Raw genomic sequence first — 22,103 nt, forward strand, 5'->3', positions numbered from 1 at the left:
ACGAAACCACGGGTCGCGGACGGGGACAGCACTGTGACGGTCAACGGGTCACCTGGTAGGACGCCTTGGCCTGCTCGAAGACCTCCTTGACCTTGTCGCTCTCGGTCTTGGGGCCGATGACCTGGACGATGTGGTAGCGGCCGTCGATGATCATCGCGTCGTTGCGCACGGCGACCTCGATGCCGTTGCTGTCCTGCCAGGTGAACAGGCCCTCGGCGGTGGCCTTCCGGCCGACGTCTATCCGGAGCAGGTTGCCCGACGTGGCCCAGCTGGACGTGCGGTACTGGGTCAGCTCCGGTTCCTTGTCGAGCTGGTACTTCATGGGGTCACCGCCCATGTCCTGAACGCTGTCCCGGCCGGTGACGACGATCAGCTGGAACCCGCCGTCGGCGTAGCGGACTTGCTGACTGTCATTGACCGGCCTGCGCTGCCAGGCCTGGGGAACGGCGACCTGGAAGCCCTCGGTGTCCTTGCGCAGGACGTAGCCCTTGGGAAGGTTGGCTGCCGGCACGGTCTCCTGCGACGCGGGCTTGGACGGGGAGTCGGGCTTCTCCGGAGCCGAGGACCCGGGTGCCGGGGACTGCGGGCCCGGGGACTGCGCCTGCGCGGACGAGCCGGGACTGCTCGCCTCTCCGACGCTCCCGCCTTCCTGCGTACCCGACTTGGGCATGACCACCACGGCGTACCCCACACCTGTGGCCAGCACGATCAGGACAGCGATCAGCAGCGTGCGGCCGAGATGACGGGAGCCGCGCGCACCGGGCTGCCCGGCCTCCTCGTACCGCCCGCCTCCGTCGTACCGCCCGTGCTCCGCGTTACGCTCCTGTTCTCCGGGACGCTCGGGCTCCTCATAGCGCCGGAACTGCTGGAACTGCTCGAACTGGCCTGCTCCGTCGACCTGTTCACCGTGTCCGGCGCGTTCGGCGGCCGGGTGGCCGTACGTCTGCGACCGCTCGTCCGGCTCCTGGAAGCCGTCGCGCACTCCCGTATCCGCGTAACGCTCCTGGGCCACCGCTCCCTTGGCGCCACGCTGCTCCTTGCGCTCCTTGGCCCTGCCCCTCTTGTGCCGGTGGCGGCCCGACTCGCCGCGGCGGCGGCGCCGTACCAGCTCCCCCCTGCGGCGCACTATGGGCAGCCTGCCGTCGATGGACGGCAGCTCCACGACGTCCTGGCCCGCCTCCGGCTCCGGGGCCGACCTGATGAGCGAACGCAGCCAGCCGCGCAGCTCCTCGAAGTCGGGCCGCTCCGTGGGGTCCTGGCGCAGCAGCGACTCCACGACGGGACGCAGCGCGCCGCACTCCTCGGCGAAGGCGGGCGGCTCGGCGCAGACGAGCTGCACCAGCTCGGCGGCGCTCTCCTCGGGGTACGGGGCGTGCCCCTGGACCGCGCGGTAGAGCAGCGCGCCCAGCGCCCAGAGGTCGGTGGCGGGGCCGATGGGCGGGGCGAGCTGCCAGTTCTCGTGGACAGGGCCCGCCTGTTCGGGCGCCCAGCGCTCGGTGACGGCGCCGACGACCGCGATCCGCGCCTGCCGGGCACGCTCGGCGGCGAGGACGGTGGTGGGGCCGCGGTACGCGAGCCCGGCTCCGACGGGTACGGGCTCGTCCCACCGCCCGTGGCCCGCGCCGTGGCCGGCGGGGACAGGCAACGGCGGTTCCAGGAACGGCTGTTGCTCCTGCCGGTGGCGCTGCGCGTCGGCGCGCAGGGCGTCGTTGCCGCCGCCGGGCGCGGAGTACGGGGAGTCGCCATCGCCGGTACGGGCCACGGCGGCGCCCGGCCCGGGAGGCGTCGCGGGCCGGTCGCCGGACCGGTCGTCACGACGGCCGCCGGGCCGCGAACCGGGCCGGTCACCGGCAGCGGGAAAGCCCTCGGGCAGCGCGGGGACGTCCGTACCGCCGGAACCGTCCGGACCGCCGTCCCCGGGAGGCGGTCCCGGCCGGCCCCCGCCGACCGGGATCCCGGACGTGTACGGGCTGGGCCCGCCGCCTGCGGGGAGTTGGCCCGAGGCGTCGTTCCAGGGAGCCGGGCCGTCCCGCCAGGTGCCGGCCAGCTGGGCACGGTAGGGCGCCGGCGGGTCGTCGTCATCGTCGGGGTCGGACTCGTCGAAGGCGTGCGGCGGCTGCGCCCACCAGTCCGGGTCGGTGCCGCGCGGAGGCCCGGCCGGGCTCTCGCCCGGCGCCTGCGGGGGTTCTCCGGCGCCGGGGCGCGCCGCGGGCAGCGCTTCCGCGCCCGTCTGCGCGCCCGTCTCCGTGCCCGCGACCGTGCCGGTGTCCGTGCGCTGTTCGTCGCCGGTGACACGCGCCGCGGCGCGTGCGCCCGCGCGGTACGCCGCGATCGCGCCGGCGCGCGCCGCGCGGATGTCGCCCGAGGCGCTGCCGGAAGCGCCGGCGCCCGGCAGCGCGGGCATACCGCCCTGCTGCGGCGGCCTCGGCATCGCGCCCGATGTGCCGGAGGAGTCCTCCCGGTACGGACCGAGCGCGGCGCGCCCCTGCGGTCCCGGCATGCCGGCCGTCGTGCCCGGCTGGTGCCCGCCGAGCGCGTACGGGTCGGCTCCGTACGGCAGTCCGGGCGGGGCCGGCTGCTCCTCGATCCCCTCGCGCACCTGCTCACCGAGGCGCTCCCGCACCGGTGCGCCCGGCACGCCCGGCATCTCCCGCGCGCCCGGCACGTCCGGGCCGTCCTGCGCGCCGGGCAGTCCCGGCGCCTGTTCCGGTGCCTCCACGCCCACGTGCTCAGGAACCGGCGCGTACCCGCACAGTGCCTCCTCCGCGGCGCCCGCCGCGAGCCCGGTCAGCACCACGCGCCCGTCCTCGCACACGAGCACCGTGCGGGCGGTGATGTTGCGGTGCGTCCAGCCGTGCGCGTGCAGCACGCGCACCGCCGTGAGCACGTCGGAGGCGATCTCCGCCGCGCGGTACGGGTTCAGCGGCTCCTCCGCGAGGAGCGCGGCGAGCGGCCTGGCGCCCACCAGCTCGCTCACTATCCACAGCGAGCCGGACTCCGCGAACACGTCGAACACCTGGTCGAGACGCGGGTGGTCGGGGATCTGCGCGGCGCTCTGCGCGGCCTCGATGGCCCGGCGCACCGCCGGGTCGGCCGGGCCGCGTGCCGTACGCCCGGGCGCCCGGCGCGGCGCCGCCACGCCGTCCGCCTCCAGCACCTCCGCCTCGACCACCTCGGGCAACGGAACCTGCCTGATGAGGACTTCCTGGCCGCTGTACGTGTCGAAGGCGCGCGTCTCGGCGAGTTCGTACTCGTCGGAAGGCGGCAGCGGCAGGCGATAGCGGTCAGCGAGCACCCGCCCCGCGTAGTCGTCCACAACGCCTCCCGCACAATGCGCGGCCTCCCGGTTCGGGAGACCCGCGACACCGCCAATTCCGGTCGGTTACCGGCCCATTGTGTATGCGTACGGTTCGCGAGTTCTCACGATACGTGGCGGGAGCCCAACGCGCCGCAGGGTCGGGGCAACCGGCAGGGGAACGTTGCGCCACGGTGACAGAACCGGTATGTCAACGCGTCGGCTCGAACGTCTCGAAAGCCGTCTCCCGCAACGTCTTGCACTCGGTGGCGTCCCACTCGCTCGCTTTGCAGCTGACCATGATCGAATAGCCGTGTTTGGCGTCGATCTTGAATCCGCGGTCGAGAACCCGTACCCGTACGCCATTCGTCACACGCTCGAACAGCCAGTCGGCCACGGTCGGATAACCGTTGTACTCGACCTTCTTGATGCTGATGCGCTGGTAATCGGTACTGCTGCTCCTGACCGCGGGCTCAAGCTGCTCCCAGGCGGCCACGGCGTCGTCGGTCGGACTCGTCGTGAAGTCGACCTGCACCCGCGGGAATCCGCCGTTCGCGCTGTATATGCCGCCCGAATTCTGGCCCGCCGTAGAAGTCTTGTGGAACCCGTCGGGCATCGCCATCGTGAAATGGAACTGCGCGCCGTCGACCTTGCTGTATCCGGCAGGCACCCCCGCGCCGGATTTCCCTCCCCCGCCCGATCCGGACGCGGTCGACCCGGGCTCGTCCGACTGCTGACCGGCGGAGGCGCTTTCGCCGCCCTTGTCGTCCGTGCCTTGGCTCTTGTCGTCGTCGCTCGTCCCCGAGGGCCGGCCCCCCTCCGCGGCCTGGCCGCCGCTCTGAGCACCGGCGGTGGCACTGGCGGAGGCGGCGGCGCCGCCCTTGCCCGAGTCGTCCTTGGCCGTGTCGCCGTCGAGGCTCCCGCCCAGCGCGGCCGCGAGAATCGCGCCGAGCAGGGCGAGCACGACAACGGCCCCGATGATCACCAGCGTTCGCCTCGACACCACGTCCGTGAGCGAGGCACGCGACGGCGCCTCCGACGGCGAGACGGTCGTGGCGCTCGCCGGCGAGGCAGCGGGCGGGGACGCCGAATCGGCCGCCGCCGCGTTCCGTACCGAGCGCAGCGCGCCCCGCACCCGGTCCGCCGACGTGTCGCCCGCTGACTTCGCGGACTTCTGTGCCTTCTGCGCCTTCTGTGCCTCGGACGGGGTGGCCGCGTCGCCGCTCTCGGGCACCGGCGGCAGCGGAACGACGCGTGTGGCGTCGGCGGCCGGCTCGGGAAGGCCGTCCGTGTCAGGGGCGTTGACGATGCCGAGGAGCAACGCCCGCGCACCCGCGTCGTCGAGGCGCTGGTCCGGGTCCTTGACGAGCATGCCGTAGATGACGTCCGTCAGCGGGCCCGCGTTCTTCGGCGGGTCGACCGGCTCGGTCATCACCGCGGTCAGCGTGGCGATCGCGGAGCCCTTGTCGTACGGAGGGAAGCCCTCCACCGCCGCGTAGAGCAGCCCGCCGAGCGACCAGATGTCGGCGGCCGGGCCCGGCTTGTGGCCACGGGCGCGCTCCGGCGAGATGTACGAAGGGGCGCCGACGAGCATGCCGGTGGAGGTGACCGACGGGTCGCCCTCGACCTGCGCGATGCCGAAGTCGGTGAGCACGACACGGCCGTCCTCGGACATCAGCACGTTGGACGGCTTCACGTCACGGTGCAGGATGCCCTCGCGGTGCGCGGAGCGCAGTACGTCGAGGATCGCGAGGCCCACCTCGGCGGCGCGCCTCGGTGCGAGCGTGCCGTCCTCGCGGATGACCTCGGCGAGGGACTTGCCCTCGACCAGCTCCATGACGATCCAGGGCCGGTCGTCCTCGTCCACGACGTCGTAGACCGTGACCGCGCCGCTGTTGCGGATCCGCGCGATCGCCTTGGCCTCGCGCAGCGTGCGCGTGATGAGCCGGCGCTTCTCCTCGTCGTCGATGCTGGAGGGGAAACGCAGCTCCTTCACCGCGACCGTGCGGCCGAGCGTTTCGTCGAGGGCCCGCCAGACCGTGCCCATGCCACCGCGCCCGAGCACTTCACCGAGCCGGTACCTGCCCGCGAGCAGGCGCCCTTCCGCCTTTTCGGCGACGCCTTCGCGCTGGTCGCCCTCGGGCTCCCGCCGGGGTTCCTGCGCCGTGTCCCGCGACTGCTCCGCCTCCGACATGCGTCCCCTCTGAGATACCTGATCGTGGCCCGCGCCTGCTGTCCGAGCGCGCGTCGCACCGCTCCCGTCCGAGCCGGTTCTCCCTGGGCCGGACAGGACCTAACGCGCCCTGACAGAGGCTTCATTGTCCCTCATTCCGGGACCGCCAGTGCTCCCGGGGCGGGCGTCCACCAGGATGGGTCCGGAGGAAGGGACCCCCACCATGTCACTACCCCGGGCCGGACTGATCACCCTGCTGGCCACCGTCCTGTTCGGACTTGGCACAACCATGCTGGGCACGGACGTTCGGACCAGGGAAACGCCGAGCGGCCGACCGCATGCCGGCGCCACCGCCCGCCTCCTTCCGCTGCTCGTCTCCGAGGGCCGCGCCCCGGGGGCCGCGCTGCTCGCCCGAACCCGTACGCGGGTCCCGGCCGTCGCACCCGCTCCGGCGCCAACTCCCGCCGTTCCCCTGGATTCCGCGCCCGCCACAGCCCCTTCCCTTCCCTCTGCCCTTCCCTCTGCCCTTCCCCGTTCCCTTTCCGCGTCACGATTCGAGGCGACGGGCCCCGGCATACGCCGCGCCGACCGCTTCCGGGCCGGGAGCATCACGAAGACGCTGGTGGCGACGGTCATTCTGCAGCTCGCGGCCACAGGCGAGTTGGACCTGTCGGACACCGTCGACCAGCACCTCCCCGGACTTGTCCGCGGTCACGGCAACGACGGCCGTGCCCTCACCCTGCGCTCCCTTCTCAACCACACAAGCGGTCTGTACGACTACACCGCCGACCACTCCGCGCCGAAACCGGACACCGCGCGCGCCGCCGTCCGTACGGCGCTCTCGCACGCCCCGGCGCCCGTCGGCACCTACACGTACTCCAACACCGACTACGTGCTGCTCGGCATGGTCGTGAAGCAGGTGACGGGACGGTCGTACGCGGCCGAGGCCGAGCGCCGCATCATCGCGCCGCTGCACCTCACCGGTACGTCCTTCCCAGGCGCCCGCAGCACGCTGCCGGTCCCGCACGGCCGCGGCTACACCCGTACGCACGGCTCACAGGGCCCGTTGCGTGACGTGACCGATCTCGATCCGCGCCCGGCCGGCGCGGCGGGTGAGCTGATCTCCACGCTGGACGACCTGAACCGCTTCTTCACCGCGCTGCTGGACGGTGAGCTGCTGCCCGAGTCCCAGCGGCGCGAGCTGCTGAACACCCGCGCCACGCACGGCCTCTACGGCATGGGCATCTTTCCGGAACGGCTGTCCTGCGGCCGTACGGTCTGGGGCCACAACGGCAGAATCGCGGGCAGCTACGTCCGTACCGCGGCCACCGCCGACGGCCACCACACCTTCTCCTTCCGCGTCGACACGGACACCCTCGCGGACGATTCCCTGGAAACGGCGCTCCTGGAAGCGGAGTTCTGCGGGCCCGACCGCACGCCGCACCCGACCGGCCCGCCGGAGAACTGACGGCCCGCCGACGCGCTGACGGCCCGGAGAACTGACGGCCCGCCGAAGCGCTGACAGTCCGGCGAGCTGACGGCCCGGCACGCGCAGGCACGCGCACCGATCGACCGGCCGTCAGACCGGCGTCCGGCGCGCCGCCGGCACCGTCCGCACCGGCCGAGGGCGTCCGGCACCGCCGGCCCCTCAGCCGCCGGCCCCTCAGCCGCCGGCCCCTCAGCCGCCGTCCGCCCGCCGACCGACGGCCCGTCAGCCGCCCCGGCCCGTCACCCCGCCTCGGACCGCGTCACCCACCGCAGGCGCAACGGGCCACCGCAGGCGCGTCAGGGACGACAGGCCGCGTCACATCAGAACGTTCCCGTCACGTCGGCACGATGTCCGGCGCGCCGAGCCGTGCCGCGTCCGCCGTCAGGTCGTCCGGCTGCCGCTGCGACTCGCGCTCCGCCTCCACCCGCTTCTCGTAGTGCTCGACCTCCCGCTCTATCTGCTCCTTGTCCCAGCCGAGCACCGGCGCCATCAGCTCCGCGCACTCACGCGCACTGCGCGTGCCCCGGTCGAACGTCTCGATCGAGATGCGCGTCCGCCGCGTGAGGACGTCTTCGAGATGGCGTGCCCCTTCGTGCGAGGCCGCGTAGACGACCTCGGCGCGCAGGTAGTCCTCGGCGTTGGCGAGCGGCCTGCCGAGACCGGGATCCGCCGTGATCAGGTCCAGCAGCTCCCCGGCGAGCGAGCCGTACCGGTTCAGCAGGTGCTCGATCCTGACCACATGGAGGCCGGTGCGCTCCGCCATCCTGGCCCGCCCGTTCCACAGCGCGTGATAGCCCTCCGCACCGAGCAGCGGCACGTCCTCCGTGACGCAGGACGCCACCCGCTGGTCGAGGCCGTGCACCGCCTCGTCCACCGCGTCCTTCGCCATCACGCGGTACGTCGTGTACTTGCCGCCCGCGACGACGACCATGCCGGGCACCGGATGCGCGACCGTGTGCTCGCGCGACAGCTTGCTCGTCGCGTCGGACTCCCCGGCGAGGAGCGGGCGCAGCCCCGCGTAGACCCCTTCCACGTCGTCCCGCGTCAGCGGTACGTGAAGCACCGCGTTCACATGCTCCAGCAGGTAGTCGATGTCGGCGCTGGAGGCGGCAGGATGCGCCTTGTCCAGATCCCAGTCGGTGTCGGTGGTGCCCACGATCCAGTGGCGGCCCCACGGGATGACGAAGAGCACCGACTTCTCGGTCCGCAGGATCAGGCCCGTCGTGGAGTGGATCCGGTCCTTGGGCACGACCAGGTGAATGCCCTTGGAGGCGCGGACGTGGAACTGCCCGCGCTCGGCTATCAGCCCCTGGGTGTCGTCCGTCCACACCCCGGTCGCGTTGACCACCTGCTTGGCGCGTATCTCGTACTCGCCGCCGGCCTCCACGTCCTGCACACGCGCGCCGACGACCCGCTCGCCCTCACGGAGGAAGGCGACGACCCGGGCGCCACTCGCGACATGCGCGCCGTAGCTCGCGGCCGTACGGACCAGTGTCGCCACATAGCGGGCGTCGTCCATCTGCGCGTCGTAGTACTGCAACGCGCCGGTCAGCGCGTCCTTCTTCAGGCAGGGCGCCACCTTCAGCGCGTGCCGCCGGGTGAGGTGGCGGTGCGTGGGAAGTCCGCGGCCGTGCCCCGAGGACACCGACATCGCGTCGTACAGCGCGACGCCCGATCCCGCGTACAGCCGCTCCCAGCCCTTGTGCTGGAGCGGATACAGGAAGGGCACCGGCTTCACCAGGTGGGGTGCCAGCTTCTCCAGCAGCAGCCCCCGCTCCTTGAGGGCTTCCCGCACGAGTGCGAAGTCCAGCATCTCCAGATAGCGCAAGCCGCCGTGGATCAGCTTGCTCGACCGGCTCGACGTGCCGGACGCCCAGTCGCGCGCCTCCACGAGCCCGGTGGCGAGGCCCCGGGTCACGGCGTCCAGAGCGGTACCCGCTCCGACCACGCCCGCGCCCACCACCAGCACGTCCAGTTCACGCTCGGCCATCGCCGCGAGCGCTTCCGCGCGCTCCGCGGGTCCCAGTGTCGCTGTCCTCACTGCTGCCTCCCGTCGTCCCCCGTGTGGTCGGGCTCACAGCTTCGATTCTGTCCGCGATCTCCGACTTCAGCCACCGCCTGTGGATAACACCGACCCACAAGTCAGCCGCTTCCGGCCGCGCAATGCCGCATAACGGTCATATTTACGCCTAGTCTGACATAGCGCTCGCCCGTTCTGTCCACACGGGTTGCGCTCACTGTCCACTCCGGTTAAGGGAAGGGCGGCCACCGCCATGCCCGCAGATCTCGCCGTCATCGGACTCGGCCATCTCGGCCTGCCCCTCGCCCAGGCCGCCGTAGCCGCCGGTATCGACACCATCGGCTACGACGCCGATCCGCGCCGGGTCGCGCGGCTCGCGGCCGGCCAGCCCCCCGTCGAGGGATCGCTCTCGGCCTCCGCCATCCGCCGGATGCTCTCGGGTGGTTTCCGGCCGACCACCAACCCGACCGAGCTGGGCCGGGTCCGTACCGCCGTCATCTGCGTGCCCGCGCCCCTGGGCGCGGACCGCGTACCGGACCTGAGCGCGATCGGCGACGCGGCGCGCGCACTGGCCGCACGGCTGCGGCCACACACCACCGTGCTGCTGGAGTCGCCGGTGGCCCCCGGCACCACCGAGGGCTTCCTCCGCGGTGTCCTGGAGGAGGGCTCCGGACTGCGCGCCGGCCGCGACTTCCACCTGGCGTACTCCCCGGGCCGGGTCGACCCCGGCAACCGCACGTACTCCATCGCGAACACCCCCCAGGTGATCGGCGGCCTCACCTCGGCCTGCACGGAATCGGCCGCCGCGTTCTACAGCCGGCTCACCGACAAGGTGGTACGCGCCAGAGGCCCCCGTGAGGCCGAGACCGTCAAGCTCCTCGAAACCAACTTCCGCCATGTGAACATCGCACTGGTCAACGAGATGGCTGTGCTGTGCCACGACCTCGGCGTGGATCTCTGGGACGTCATCCGCTGCGCGGAGACCAAGCCCTTCGGCTTCCAGGCCTTCCGCCCCGGCCCCGGAGTCGGCGGCCACGGCGTCACGATGGACCCCGGTTATCTGCCGCACGCGGGCCGCACGCCCGGCCATCCGCTGCGGATGGTGGGCCTCGCCCAGGAGATCAACACGCGGATGCCGCAGTACGTGATCCAGCGCAGCGCGACCCTGCTCAACGAGCACGGCAAGTCGGTGCGCGCGGCGCGCATCCTGCTCCTCGGCGTCACCTACAAGCCGGACCTCGCCGACCAGCAGAGCGCGCCGGCCACCGAGATCGCCTGCCGTCTGATGGACCTGGGCGCGACGGTCAGTTACCACGACCCGTACGTACCCGACTGGCGCGTCCGCGACCTGCCCGTACCGCGCGCGGACTCCCTCTACGAGGCCGCCGCCAACGCCGACCTGACGCTGCTGCTCCAGCACCACCGCACGTACGACCTCCAGGGCCTCTCGGTCAAGGCGCAACTCCTGCTGGACACGCGGGGCGCGAGCCCGGCGGGCACGGCCCACCGCCTCTGACCGCCAGGGGACACAACGTACGGAGGGGCCAGGACCGTGGCACCGGTCCTGGCCCCTCCGTACACACGCCGTGATGGCGCGTTCAGTCTCAAGCCCTCAGCGGCGGTGCTGGGAGTCCGCCACCGTCACCTCGACGCGCTGGAACTCCTTGAGTTCGCTGTAGCCCGTCGTCGCCATGGCCCGCCTGAGCGCGCCGAAGAAGTTCATCGAGCCGTCCGGGATGTGCGAGGGGCCCGTCAGGACCTCCTCCGTCGTGCCGACGATGCCCAGGTCCACCAGCTTGCCGCGCGGCACGTCCTCGTGGACGGCCTCCATGCCCCAGTGGCGGCCCTTGCCGGGCGCGTCCGTGGCGCGCGCCAGCGGCGAGCCGATCATCACGGAGTCCGCGCCGCACGCGATCGCCTTCGGCAGGTCGCCGGACCAGCCGACCCCGCCGTCCGCGATGACGTGGACGTACCGGCCGCCCGACTCGTCCATGTAGTCCCTGCGGGCCGCGGCCACGTCGGCCACCGCCGTCGCCATCGGAACGCTGATGCCCAGCACGTTGCGCGTGGTGTGCGCGGCGCCACCGCCGAAGCCGACCAGCACGCCCGCCGCTCCGGTGCGCATCAGGTGGAGCGCGGCCGTGTACGTGGCGCAGCCGCCGACGATGACCGGCACGTCCAGCTCGTAGATGAACTCCTTGAGGTTCAGCGGCTCCGCCGCTCCCGAGACGTGCTCGGCGGAGACCGTCGTACCGCGGATGACGAAGATGTCGACCCCGGCGTCCACCACGGCCTTGGAGAACTCGGCGGTGCGCTGCGGCGAGAGCGCGGCCGCCGTGACGACGCCCGAGTCCCGCACCTCCTTGATGCGCTGACCGATCAGCTCCGCCTTGATCGGCTCGGCGTAGATCTCCTGGAGCCTGCGGTTGGCGGTCTCCTCCTCCAGCTCGGAGATCTCGTCGAGCAGCGGCTGCGGGTCCTCGTAACGGGTCCACAGGCCTTCGAGGTTGAGCACCCCCAGGCCGCCCATCTCACCGATCCGGATCGCGGTCTGCGGCGAGACGACCGAGTCCATGGGAGCGGCCAGGAACGGCAGCTCGAACCGGTAGGCGTCGATCTGCCAGGCGATCGAGACCTCCTTCGGGTCCCGGGTGCGCCGGCTCGGGACGACGGCGATGTCGTCGAAGGCGTACGCCCTGCGTCCGCGCTTGCCGCGCCCGATCTCGATCTCAGTCACGATGTGTGGCCTTTCCCTCTACGTCAGCCGTCCCAGTATCCCCGACACGCCGAATCCCCGGCACGCCGCTGAGGGGCGGTCCCGGAGCCCCGGGCCCGCCCCTCATGGGCAGCTCATTGGTAACGCGACGGCGCTCAGTGCCGGTTGTAGTTCGGCGCCTCGACCGTCATCTGGATGTCGTGCGGGTGACTCTCCTTGAGCCCCGCCGCCGTGATCCGGACGAACTTGCCCTTGCGCTCCATCTCGTCGATGGACGCGGCCCCCACGTAGCCCATGGTCTGGCGCAGGCCGCCGATCAGCTGGTGCAGTACGGCGGAGAGCGGACCGCGGTAGGGCACCTGGCCCTCGATGCCTTCGGGGACGAGCTTGTCGTCCGAGGAGACGTCCGCCTGGAAGTAGCGGTCCTTCGAGTACGAGCGGCCCTGGCCGCGCGACTGCATCGCACCCAGCGAGCCCATGCCGCGGTACGACTTGAACTGCTTGCCGTTGATGAACTGGAGCTCGCCCGGCGACTCCTCGCAGCCCGCGAGCAGGCTGCCCAGCATGACGGTGCTGGCGCCGGCCGCGAGGGCCTTGCCGATGTCGCCGGAGTACTGGAGGCCACCGTCGCCGATGACCGGGATGCCCGCGGCCAGGCAGACCGTCGCGGCCTCGTAGATCGCCGTGACCTGTGGGACGCCGATACCGGCGACCACGCGCGTGGTGCAGATCGAGCCGGGCCCCACGCCGACCTTGACGCCGTCCACGCCCGCGTCGATCAGCGCCTGCGCGCCGTCGCGGGTGGCGACGTTACCGCCGATGATGTCCACGGGGACGCTCGACTTGATCTTGGCCATCCAGCTCAGCGCGTTGCTGTTGTGACCGTGCGAGGTGTCCACGACCAGGAAGTCGACCCCGGCGGCGACCAGCGCCTGGGCCCGCTCCAGGGCCTCGGGGCTGGCTCCGACGGCGGCGCCGACGAGCAGCCGGCCTTCCGCGTCCTTGGCCGCGTTCGGGTACTTCTCCGCCTTGACGAAGTCCTTGACGGTGATGAGGCCCTTGAGGATGCCCGCGTCGTCGACCAGCGGAAGCTTCTCGATCTTGTGGCGGCGCAGCAGCTCCATGGCGTCCACGCCGGAGATGCCGACCTTGCCGGTGACCAGCGGCATGGGGGTCATGACCTCGCGCACCTGGCGCCCGCGGTCGGCCTCGAAGGCCATGTCGCGGTTGGTGACGATGCCGAGCAGCTTGCCCGCCGCGTCGGTGACCGGGACACCGCTGATGCGGAACTTCGCGCACAGCTGGTCGGCCTCGGCGAGCGTGGCGTCGGGGTGCACGGTGATCGGGTCGGTGACCATGCCGGACTCGGAGCGCTTCACCAGGTCGACCTGGTTGGCCTGGTCGGCGATGGAGAGATTGCGATGCAGCACGCCGACGCCGCCCTGGCGGGCCATGGCAATGGCCATCCGTGCCTCGGTGACCTTGTCCATCGCCGCGGAGAGCAGCGGGATGTTCACCCGCACGTTGCGGGAGACCAGGGACGCGGTGTCCACCTGGTTCGGCAGGACTTCCGAGGCGCCCGGCAGCAGCAGCACGTCGTCGTATGTCAGCCCGAGCGTCGCGAATTTCTCGGGCACTCCGTCGACGTTTGCAGTCATGACACCTTCCCCAAATGGCCTTGATCGGTGCGGATGTCCATGCTAACGGGCTCCGCATGCGTCTCATTCCACGGTCACCGGCCGGCGAAGATGACCCTGGTCACCCCTCCGCCGCGTACCGGCCACCCCTCAACCGCGCACCGGCTACTGCTCGGCCAGCGCCCGGAGTCTGCTGAGCGCCCGGTGCTGGGCGACCCGGACCGCGCCCGGGGACATCCCGAGCATCTGCCCCGTCTCCTCCGCGGTCAGACCGACCGCGACCCGCAGCACCAGCAGCTCGCGCTGGATGTCCGGGAGGTTGGCGAGCAGCTTCTTCGCCCACTCGGCGTCGCTGCTGAGCAGCGCGCGCTCCTCGGGACCCAGCGAATCGTCCGGCCGCTCGGGCATCTCGTCGGACGGTACGGCCGTGGATCCCGGGTGCCGCATGGCGGACCGCTGGAGATCGGCGACCTTGTGTCCCGCGATGGCGAAGACGAAGGCCTCGAAGGGTCTTCCCGTGTCGCGGTAACGCGGCAGCGCCATCAGGACCGCCACGCAGACTTCCTGCGCGAGGTCCTCAACGAAGTGGCGCGCGTCACCGGGCAATCGGCTCAGCCGCGTACGGCAGTAGCGCAACGCGAGTGGATGCACACGGGCCAGGAGATCGTGCGTGGCCCGTTCATCACCGTCGACGGCACGGTGTACGAGCGCACCGATCACCGTGGTCTCGTCGTCGTGCATCGGTCCATGGTGCCTTGGCGGCTGCTGATCGGCGGCGCCGCGTCCGTAGTTGTGCACCGAAGCGTTATGAGCGGGTGCGGCGGAAGTCATCCCCTGCACTCTCCCCTCGCGCTCGTCCGACTCGTCCCCGAGGAACTCCACATCCTTAAGGATGCGGCATCGCGCGGGAAACGGTTGCGCGCGTGCGCACGTTGCCCCGTCCGACGCGTACGTCGCCCCGCCCGCCTGGGGTCCCGGCCGGTACCTCGGCGAGCGGGGAGTCGGGCCGGTCGCCTCAGCGCACCAGGCCCCAGCGGAAACCGAGCGCCACCGCGTGGGCGCGGTCGGAGGCACCGAGCTTCTTGAAGAGACGCCTGGCGTGCGTCTTCACGGTGTCCTCGGAGAGGAACAGCTCACGGCCGATCTCCGCGTTGGAGCGGCCGTGGCTCATGCCTTCGAGGACTTGGATCTCCCGCGCGGTGAGCGTGGGCGCCGCGCCCATCTCGGCCGAACGCAGCCGGCGGGGCGCGAGGCGCCACGTCGGATCCGCGAGTGCCTGGGTGACGGTCGCGCGCAGCTCGGCGCGTGACGCGTCCTTGTGCAGATAGCCGCGGGCACCGGCGGCGACCGCGAGCGCGACCCCGTCCAGGTCTTCCGCGACGGTCAGCATGATGATCCGGGCACCCGGGTCCGCGGAGAGCAGTCGGCGGACCGTCTCGACACCGCCGAGACCGGGCATCCGTACGTCCATCAGGATCAGGTCGGAACGATCGGCACCCCAGCGGCGGAGGACTTCCTCGCCGTTGGCCGCGGTCGTCACGCGCTCGACACCGGGCACGGTCGCAACCGCGCGGCGGAGCGCCTCTCGGGCAAGCGGGGAGTCGTCGCAGACGAGGACGGATGTCATGACCGTCCTCCCCAGCTGATGCGCGTCACGTTGGGCCTCCAGGCTGAGTACATATGTCACCTGAGCGATTGACGCTCTCGGACATGTGCCCGATCGCTCCTTCTCTCAACCGCCTCGCACATTCAACGACGGTCACTCGAAAGAGTTACGGGTCGGACGGTCTACTTCGGCACTCTACGTGAGGGCTCGGACACAGAGGAGAGCGTCGCGATTCCCTCACATCTCGCCTGGACGTAATGCACCATTCAGCGGCTTTTCTTCACTTTTGCTGGTGTCTGTAGCTACATTCGCAAAGAGTCATATTTACATCTACTTACATAGTAGATGTACCGTCAGAGTTCCGAGCCGAGGTTTCAAGGGGACATGAGCAATGGCAGATTTCTCCCGCCTTCCCGGACCGAACGCAGATCTGTGGGACTGGCAGCTCCTGGCGGCCTGTCGGGGTGTCGACAGCTCGCTCTTCTTCCACCCGGAGGGGGAGAGAGGCGCGGCACGAAGCGCGCGTGAGAACTCGGCGAAAGAGGTGTGCATGCGGTGCCCGGTCCGGGCGGAGTGCGCCGCGCACGCGCTGGCGGTACGGGAGCCGTACGGCGTATGGGGCGGGCTCACCGAGGACGAGCGCGAGGAACTGATGGGACGGGCGCGCACCCGGCTCGTCACGACGCCCGGCTCCGGGGGCGCGAACGGCTCGAATCACTCGAATGGCTCCACGGGCGCCGACGCTTCCGGCCCGGCGGCACCGGAGGCGGGCTCGCCGGACATGGATTCCTCCGGCGTGGGCCCGTCCGGCGTGGGCCCGTCCGGGGTGGGCTCGTCCGGCGTCAATGGCCACTCGGACGACTGAAGAGCGGCGGCCAAGACTTTCCGAAGAAACGTTCCTGCACTCACCCCGCCCCGGCGCGGCCCAGGCGGGGCGGTGGCATGCGCGGATGCCTGACCCTCCCCGTGCCCACGCCCGCGATCAGCGCGCGGCCGCCAGGACCAGCTGGTCGAGCGTGGCCGCGACCGCCGGGACACGTTCCAGGTCGGGCAGGGTCAGCGCGACGATCTCCCGGTGGACCGACGGCTCGACCGGGAGCGTACGGACGCCCTCGGTGCGTACCGCGCGCAGCGCCAGCTCCGGCAGGACCGCCACGCCGAGACCCGCCGCGACCAGCCCGACCACGGCCGGGTAGTCGTCCGTCGCGAAGTCGATACGCGGCGTGAGCCCGGCCTCCTCGCAGGCGTCGACAAGCTGCTTGCGGCAGCGCGGACAGCCCGCGATCCACGGCTCCCCGGCCAGCTCGCCGATGGACACGGCTCCCGCTTCCGCCAGCCGGTGCCCCTCGGGGACCAGGCCCACGAGCCGGTCCACCAGCAGCGGCCGTACGACGAGGTCGTCCCACTCCTCGGACCGCTCGCCGTACCGGAACGCCAGCGCCACATCGCAGTCGCCGTCCCGCAGCATCGCCGCGGAACTGGGCGGCTCCGCCTCGACCAGGGACACCCTGGTCCCGGGATGAGCGCCGCGCAGTGCGGCGAGCGCCGCCGGGACGAGCGTCGAGCTGCCGCTCGGGAACGACACCAGCCTGACCCGGCCCGCGCGCAGCCCCGCGATGGCCGCGATCTCCTCCTCGGCCGCGGTGAGCCCGGCGAGGATGCCCGTCGCGTGCCGTACGAGCACTTCACCGGCCTGCGTCAGCCGCATCTCACGCCCGGTGCGGACGAGCAGCGGGGTCCGCGCGGCCGTTTCCAGGGACTTCATCTGCTGGCTGACGGCCGGCTGGGTGCATCCCAGCTCGCGGGCGGCCGCGGAGAAGGAACCCGTGGCGGCCACGGTGCGCAGGACTCGGAGATGACGGGCTTCAATCATCTCCCGACTATAAGCACTCCTTGGAGTAAGGATGCGATAAGAAGTGGATTCTTTGAGGGGCGGGCGGTTAGCGTGCTGGCCATGAAGGTTCTGACCGTGAACGTGGGGCGCCCGCGAGCCGAGGAATACACCGACGCTCCGAGCGGCACCACGGGCATTGACAAGCAGCCGACGGACTCCCGGGTCCGCGTGGCCGATCCCGGCCCCAAGGGCGAGGGCGCGAGCGGTGTCGCCGGGGACGCGGTCTGCGATCTGCGTTACCACGGCGGCAGCGACCAGGCGGTGTACGCGTTCGCCCGCGAGGATCTGGACTTCTGGGAGCGGGAGTTGGGCCGGCCGCTGACCAACGGCACGTTCGGCGAGAACCTCACCACGCACGGGCTCGACATCACGCACGCGAAGGTCGGCGAGCGCTGGCGGATCGGTTCCGGGCTTGTCCTCGAAGTGACGAGCGGGCGCTTTCCCTGCCGTACGTTCCAGGGCTGGCTGGGCGAGAAGGGCTGGGTCAGGCGCTTCACGCGGCATGCCGCGACCGGCGCGTACCTGCGTGTGATCACCCCTGGCGAGGTCCAGGCAGGCGATCCGATCACGATCGTGCACCGTCCCGACCACGAAGTGACGGTGGGAATGGCCTTCCGGGCGATCACTCTGGAACGGGAGTTGCTGCCGCGGCTCCTCGCCGCGAGCGACACCCTGAACGCCGACAATCTGCGCGTGGCGCGTCAGTACGTCGCCAAATACGGCCCGGCGTCCGGGAATTACGACGGGGCGGCAGTCTGAGCGAGTCCGGGCGGGAGCCTGAGCCGGTCCGGGCCGGAGTCGGCGGGAACGCTTACGTGAACTGACGCCAGGACAGGAAGCAGGCTGTCCACGGTTGAACCGTGTTCATCAGAGCTACCGGCGCAGGCACTAACGTGCCGCATATGACGACTGCTTTGATCACGGGCGCGACCGCGGGAATCGGCGCCGCCTTCGCGCGGCGGCTGGGAGCCGACGGGCACAACCTCGTGCTGGTGGCCCGCAACACCGAGCGGTTGCGTGAACACGCCACCGAGTTGCACGACCGGCACGGCATCGAGGCCGAGGTGCTGACCGCCGACCTCGCCACCGACCGGGGGATCGAGGCCGTCGAGAAGCGGCTCTCCGACCGCAGACACTCCGTCGATCTGCTGGTCAACAACGCGGGGTTCGGCAACAAGGGACGCTACCTCGACGTCCCGATGGCGGACGAGCTGACGATGCTGAAGGTCCACTGCGAGGCCGTGCTGCGGCTGACCTCGGCCGCGGTCGTGGGGATGCGGGAGCGCGGGCGCGGCGGAGTCGTCAACGTGGCGTCGGTGGCCGCCTTCCTGCCGCGCGGGACGTACGGCGCCTCGAAGGCGTGGATCGTGCAGTTCACCCAGGGCGCCGCGCGCGATCTCGGCGGTTCCGGGGTGCGGCTGATGGCCCTGTGCCCCGGTTTCGTGAGGACCGAGTTCCACGAACGGGCGGGGATGGGGACGGACAACATCCCGGACTGGATGTGGCTGGACGCGGACAAGCTGGTGACGGCCGCGCTCGCCGATCTGGCGCGCGGCAGGACCATGTCCGTACCGGATCCGCGCTACAAGGCGCTGATGGGAGCGGTGAAGTTCACGCCGCGCGGGCTGCTCGGCGAGATCACCTCGAAGGGCGGCCGCAAGTACGGGCCTCAGTAGAGACGCCACCGCGTCGGGCCGGCGCGAGACCGTGCCCGGACGCACCGAGGCCCGGTGTCCCCGCGAACGGGGGCACCGGGCCTCGTACTGATCCGGCTGCCGCCGCCGGGCGAACCGGCGGCGGGTCAACGATTCAGTCGGTGTGACCTCAGTGGCTGTGGCCGTGGCCGTGGCCGCCGTTGCCGGCGTCGGCCTCTTCCTCGGCCGGCTTCTCGACGACCAGGGTCTCGGTCGTGAGCAGCAGCGAGGCGATCGACGCGGCGTTCTCCAGCGCGGAGCGCGTGACCTTGACCGGGTCGATGACGCCGGCCTTCACCAGGTCGACGTACTCGCCGGTCGCGGCGTTGAAGCCGTGACCGAGGTCCAGCTCCGCCACCTTCGAGGTGATGACGTAGCCCTCGAGACCGGCGTTCTCGGCGATCCAGCGCAGCGGCTCGACGACGGCGCGGCGGACGACCGCGACACCGGTGGCCTCGTCGCCCTCCTTGCCGAGGTTGCCCTCGAGCACCTTGGCGGCGTGCACCAGAGCGGAGCCACCACCGGAGACGATGCCCTCCTCGACCGCGGCGCGGGTCGCGGAGATGGCGTCCTCCAGACGGTGCTTCTTCTCCTTCAGCTCCACCTCGGTGGCGGCGCCGACCGAGATCACACACACACCGCCGGCCAGCTTCGCGAGGCGCTCCTGGAGCTTCTCGCGGTCCCAGTCGGAGTCCGTGGACTCGATCTCGGCCTTGATCTGGTTGACGCGACCGGTGACGTCGGCGCTGTTACCGCCGCCGTCGACGATGGTCGTGTCGTCCTTGGTGATCGTGACGCGGCGGGCGGAGCCCAGCACGTCGAGACCGGCCTGGTCGAGCTTGAGGCCGACCTCTTCGGCGATGACGGTCGCACCCGTGAGGGTGGCGATGTCGCCGAGCATGGCCTTGCGGCGGTCACCGAAGCCGGGAGCCTTCACCGCGACGGCGTTGAAGGTGCCACGGATCTTGTTGACGACGAGGGTGGAGAGCGCCTCGCCCTCGACGTCCTCGGCGATGATCAGCAGCGGCTTGGAGCCACCCGCCGCGATGACCTTCTCCAGCAGGGGGAGCAGGTCCTGGATGGACGCGATCTTGCCCTGGTTGATCAGGATGTACGGGTCGTCGAGGACGGCCTCCATACGCTCCTGGTCGGTCACCATGTACGGCGACAGGTAACCCTTGTCGAAGGCCATGCCCTCGGTGAAGTCCAGCTCCAGACCGAAGGTGTTGGACTCCTCGACGGTGATGACACCGTCCTTGCCGACCTTGTCCATCGCCTCGGCGATGAGGTCGCCGACCTGCGGGTCCTGCGCGGAGAGCGCGGCCACGGCGGCGATGTCGGACTTGTCGTCGATCGGACGCGCGGTCTCCAGCAGGTTCGCGGAGATGGCGGCGACCGCCGCGTCGATGCCCTTCTTGAGGGCGGCGGGGGACGCGCCGGCGGCGACGTTGCGCAGGCCCTCGCGGACCAGCGCCTGGGCCAGGACGGTCGCGGTGGTGGTGCCGTCACCCGCGATGTCGTTGGTCTTGGTCGCGACCTCCTTGACGAGCTGCGCGCCAAGGTTCTCGTACGGGTCGTCCAGCTCGACCTCGCGGGCGATCGTGACACCGTCGTTGGTGATGGTCGGGGCGCCGAACTTCTTGTCGATGACAACGTTGCGGCCCTTGGGGCCGATCGTCACCTTCACCGTGTCGGCAAGCTTGTTGACGCCGCGCTCGAGGGCGCGACGGGCGTCCTCGTCGAACTTCAGGATCTTCGCCATTAGAGCTTCTGTGTCCTCTCAAATGAACTGCGCCCCCGTCCGCCCGGCAATCGCAGGGGGGCCGAGGGCGCAGTTCAAAAGCAATCTGTCTGGTGAATTACTTCTCGATGATCGCGAGCACGTCGCGAGCCGAGAGGACGAGGTACTCCTCGCCGCTGTACTTCACCTCGGTGCCGCCGTACTTGCTGTAGAGAACGACGTCGCCGACGGAAACGTCGAGCGGAAGCCGCTCACCGTTCTCGAAACGGCCCGGGCCCACTGCCAGGACGACGCCCTCCTGGGGCTTCTCCTTCGCAGTGTCCGGGATGACCAGGCCAGAGGCCGTGGTCTGCTCGGCGTCGAGCGGCTGGACCACAATGCGGTCCTCGAGCGGCTTGATGGCAACCTTGGTGCTGGCGGTCGTCACGATCCGACCTCCCCCTTCGGAGATCTCGGGGTCAACTGTCGTCAACTGTCTGAGGGTGGCGAGCAGATGGATCCGTCGTCGCGGGTGCCGGATCCGCCAGTCGCGCGGTTGGCACTCTCCAGTGGGGAGTGCCAGACCAGAGACTATGACCGCGATTAGCACTCGGTCAAGCGGAGTGCCAATGCGTGGCCGCGTGGCGGCTCTTTGGCGATGCCTGAACAGGGCCTGAGCGGCGGAGATTCCGCATGCCCGTCCGCTCGGAAAACGGGCGTACGAATCCCCCTGCGGTCAGGCTCACCACCGCAGGCTCACCCCGCAGGGCTGCCGCCGCAGGCACCCCGGCCCGCGCCTCAGACGTAGTCCTCCAGCTTGGCCACGGCGTACCCCTTGTCCGTGATCACCTTCATGACCGCCCGGACCAGGTCGGGCATGGAGCCCTTCCACTCCTCGCGGCCGCGGAAGTGCGTGAGGATGATGTCGCCGGGGTGCAGGTCCTGGTCCTCCTCGCGCCACTCCATGTGGTCCGGGAACGCCTCGGCCGCCCACAGCGGCACGGCCTTGACGCCGCACGCCTTCGCGATGCGCAGCGTGTCGCCGTTGTAGTTGCCGAAGGGCGGGCGGAACAGCGCGGGCGCCTTTCCGTAGCGCTTCGTGAGCTTCCGCTGCTGGTCACAGATCTCGTCGCGCTGCTCCTCGTACGAGAGGCCGGGCAGATACGGGTGGTGGAGGGTGTGGTTGCCCAGGACGACACCGCGGTCCTGCATCTGCCTGAAGTAGCCGAAGTTGTCGTTGATCAGGTAGTCGCTCAGGAAGGCGCTGTAGGGAATCTTCAGCTCGGACATCATGCGGAGCAGCTGCGGATCCTTCTCGGCGCCGTCGTCCATCGTCAGGAAGACGACGCGGTCCTTGACCGGGACCGTCGTGAAGACCGGCGGCAGCCCGGGCTCGGCGTCCTCGACCTCGAACCCCTTGCGGGTGGTGATCACCGGCTTGACGGCGGGCGGCGGAGGTGCGACCAGCGGGGCCCTGGCGAGTTTCCACCTCCTGGCAACGGCGACGCGCGCGGCCTCGACGCGCCGCAGATTCGCGGCGTACGCGGCGAGCGCACCGGCGGGACCGGCGTACGGGGCGGCGGGCGGCGCCGCGTGAGGGGCCTTACGGGCTTCCCGGACGCCCTCCGCCTGGTCACTGCCGGCCTCTGTCGCGCAGCCGGAGCCGATCGCGGCGACCAGGAGCGCGGCGAGTACGGCCCGGACCGGCCCTGTCCGGGACGCCATCCTCGGGAGCACCATCTGCGGGGCGCTTCGTGGCATTTTTTCTTTTTGTCGTACTAGTTGCATGGTGCTGGATCCTGTCAGCGCGCCCCGCGCCCGCCCGGCAGACACCGCCGCCCGATCCGCACCGTCCCCCA

At 70.9% G+C, this 22,103-nt stretch carries 15 protein-coding genes and 1 pseudogene; 5 read left to right on the plus strand and 11 right to left on the minus strand.

Annotated elements, in window-relative coordinates:
• Window positions 1-40: 40 nt before the first annotated feature.
• Both ACIP6N_RS08600 and ACIP6N_RS08605 read right to left on the minus strand, forming a co-directional pair.
• A complete protein-coding gene (locus tag ACIP6N_RS08600; RefSeq protein WP_401813957.1) occupies window positions 41-3,316 on the minus strand; it encodes a protein kinase in 3,276 nt (1,091 codons plus the stop codon).
• Window positions 3,317-3,506: 190 nt separating this feature from the next.
• Complete coding sequence (locus tag ACIP6N_RS08605) at window positions 3,507-5,489, minus strand: serine/threonine-protein kinase (protein WP_401813958.1); 1,983 nt, start codon at window positions 5,487-5,489, stop codon at window positions 3,507-3,509.
• A 202-nt stretch (window positions 5,490-5,691) separates the two neighbouring features.
• Between ACIP6N_RS08605 and ACIP6N_RS08610 the strand changes: the two genes are divergently transcribed.
• Window positions 5,692-6,936: a serine hydrolase domain-containing protein gene (locus ACIP6N_RS08610; protein WP_401813960.1), complete on the plus strand. Its 1,245-nt coding sequence runs from the start codon at window positions 5,692-5,694 to the stop codon at window positions 6,934-6,936.
• A gap of 355 nt (window positions 6,937-7,291) precedes the next feature.
• On the opposite strand, the gene ACIP6N_RS08615 is transcribed toward ACIP6N_RS08610, so the two are convergent.
• Window positions 7,292-8,998 (minus strand): glycerol-3-phosphate dehydrogenase/oxidase, encoded by a 1,707-nt coding sequence (locus ACIP6N_RS08615; protein WP_401813961.1) that lies wholly within the window; start codon window positions 8,996-8,998, stop codon window positions 7,292-7,294.
• A 232-nt stretch (window positions 8,999-9,230) separates the two neighbouring features.
• Between ACIP6N_RS08615 and ACIP6N_RS08620 the strand changes: the two genes are divergently transcribed.
• Window positions 9,231-10,493 carry a nucleotide sugar dehydrogenase gene (locus ACIP6N_RS08620; protein WP_401813962.1) on the plus strand — a complete coding sequence of 421 codons (1,263 nt, stop codon included), beginning with the start codon at window positions 9,231-9,233 and terminating at the stop codon, window positions 10,491-10,493.
• 96 nt (window positions 10,494-10,589) lie between these two features.
• Here ACIP6N_RS08620 and ACIP6N_RS08625 read toward each other — a convergent pair whose 3' ends face one another.
• The 4 genes from ACIP6N_RS08625 to ACIP6N_RS08640 all read right to left on the minus strand — a co-directional run bounded on the left by ACIP6N_RS08625 (window position 10,590) and on the right by ACIP6N_RS08640 (window position 14,957).
• Window positions 10,590-11,714, minus strand: coding sequence for a GuaB3 family IMP dehydrogenase-related protein (locus ACIP6N_RS08625; protein ID WP_401813964.1), 1,125 nt, complete (start codon window positions 11,712-11,714; stop codon window positions 10,590-10,592).
• Between the two features lie 134 nt (window positions 11,715-11,848).
• Entirely contained in the window at window positions 11,849-13,351 is a 1,503-nt protein-coding gene (gene guaB / locus ACIP6N_RS08630) for an IMP dehydrogenase (protein ID WP_401813966.1), read from the minus strand.
• Window positions 13,352-13,495: 144 nt separating this feature from the next.
• Entirely contained in the window at window positions 13,496-14,071 is a 576-nt protein-coding gene (locus ACIP6N_RS08635; RefSeq protein ID WP_401813967.1) for a sigma-70 family RNA polymerase sigma factor, read from the minus strand.
• Between the two features lie 274 nt (window positions 14,072-14,345).
• Window positions 14,346-14,957 carry a response regulator transcription factor gene (locus ACIP6N_RS08640; RefSeq protein WP_003948568.1) on the minus strand — a complete coding sequence of 204 codons (612 nt, stop codon included), beginning with the start codon at window positions 14,955-14,957 and terminating at the stop codon, window positions 14,346-14,348.
• A 370-nt stretch (window positions 14,958-15,327) separates the two neighbouring features.
• Here ACIP6N_RS08640 and ACIP6N_RS08645 point away from each other — a divergent pair.
• Window positions 15,328-15,651: pseudogene (locus ACIP6N_RS08645) on the plus strand (WhiB family transcriptional regulator); the annotation flags it as partial.
• Window positions 15,652-15,918: 267 nt separating this feature from the next.
• Here ACIP6N_RS08645 and ACIP6N_RS08650 read toward each other — a convergent pair.
• A complete protein-coding gene (locus tag ACIP6N_RS08650) occupies window positions 15,919-16,809 on the minus strand; it encodes a LysR family transcriptional regulator (RefSeq protein ID WP_401813968.1) in 891 nt (296 codons plus the stop codon).
• A gap of 81 nt (window positions 16,810-16,890) precedes the next feature.
• On the opposite strand from ACIP6N_RS08650, the gene ACIP6N_RS08655 reads away from it, so the two are divergent.
• Window positions 16,891-17,589 carry an MOSC domain-containing protein gene (locus ACIP6N_RS08655; protein WP_401813969.1) on the plus strand — a complete coding sequence of 233 codons (699 nt, stop codon included), beginning with the start codon at window positions 16,891-16,893 and terminating at the stop codon, window positions 17,587-17,589.
• Between the two features lie 143 nt (window positions 17,590-17,732).
• Complete coding sequence (locus ACIP6N_RS08660) at window positions 17,733-18,506, plus strand: SDR family NAD(P)-dependent oxidoreductase (RefSeq protein WP_401813971.1); 774 nt, start codon at window positions 17,733-17,735, stop codon at window positions 18,504-18,506.
• A gap of 148 nt (window positions 18,507-18,654) precedes the next feature.
• Here the strand turns inward: ACIP6N_RS08660 and groL are convergent, their stop codons facing one another.
• From groL to ACIP6N_RS08675, 3 genes are all read right to left on the minus strand, one after another.
• Window positions 18,655-20,286, minus strand: a complete 1,632-nt coding sequence (gene groL / locus ACIP6N_RS08665; protein WP_401813973.1) for a chaperonin GroEL — start codon at window positions 20,284-20,286, stop codon at window positions 18,655-18,657.
• Between the two features lie 97 nt (window positions 20,287-20,383).
• Entirely contained in the window at window positions 20,384-20,692 is a 309-nt protein-coding gene (gene groES / locus ACIP6N_RS08670; protein ID WP_023539274.1) for a co-chaperone GroES, read from the minus strand.
• Window positions 20,693-21,042: 350 nt separating this feature from the next.
• Complete coding sequence (locus ACIP6N_RS08675) at window positions 21,043-22,005, minus strand: polysaccharide deacetylase family protein (protein WP_401813975.1); 963 nt, start codon at window positions 22,003-22,005, stop codon at window positions 21,043-21,045.
• Window positions 22,006-22,103: the final 98 nt, after the last annotated feature.

Source organism: Streptomyces sp. NPDC088725 (assembly GCF_044751305.1).
In the GTDB taxonomy this organism is placed as follows: Bacteria; Actinomycetota; Actinomycetes; order Streptomycetales; family Streptomycetaceae; genus Streptomyces.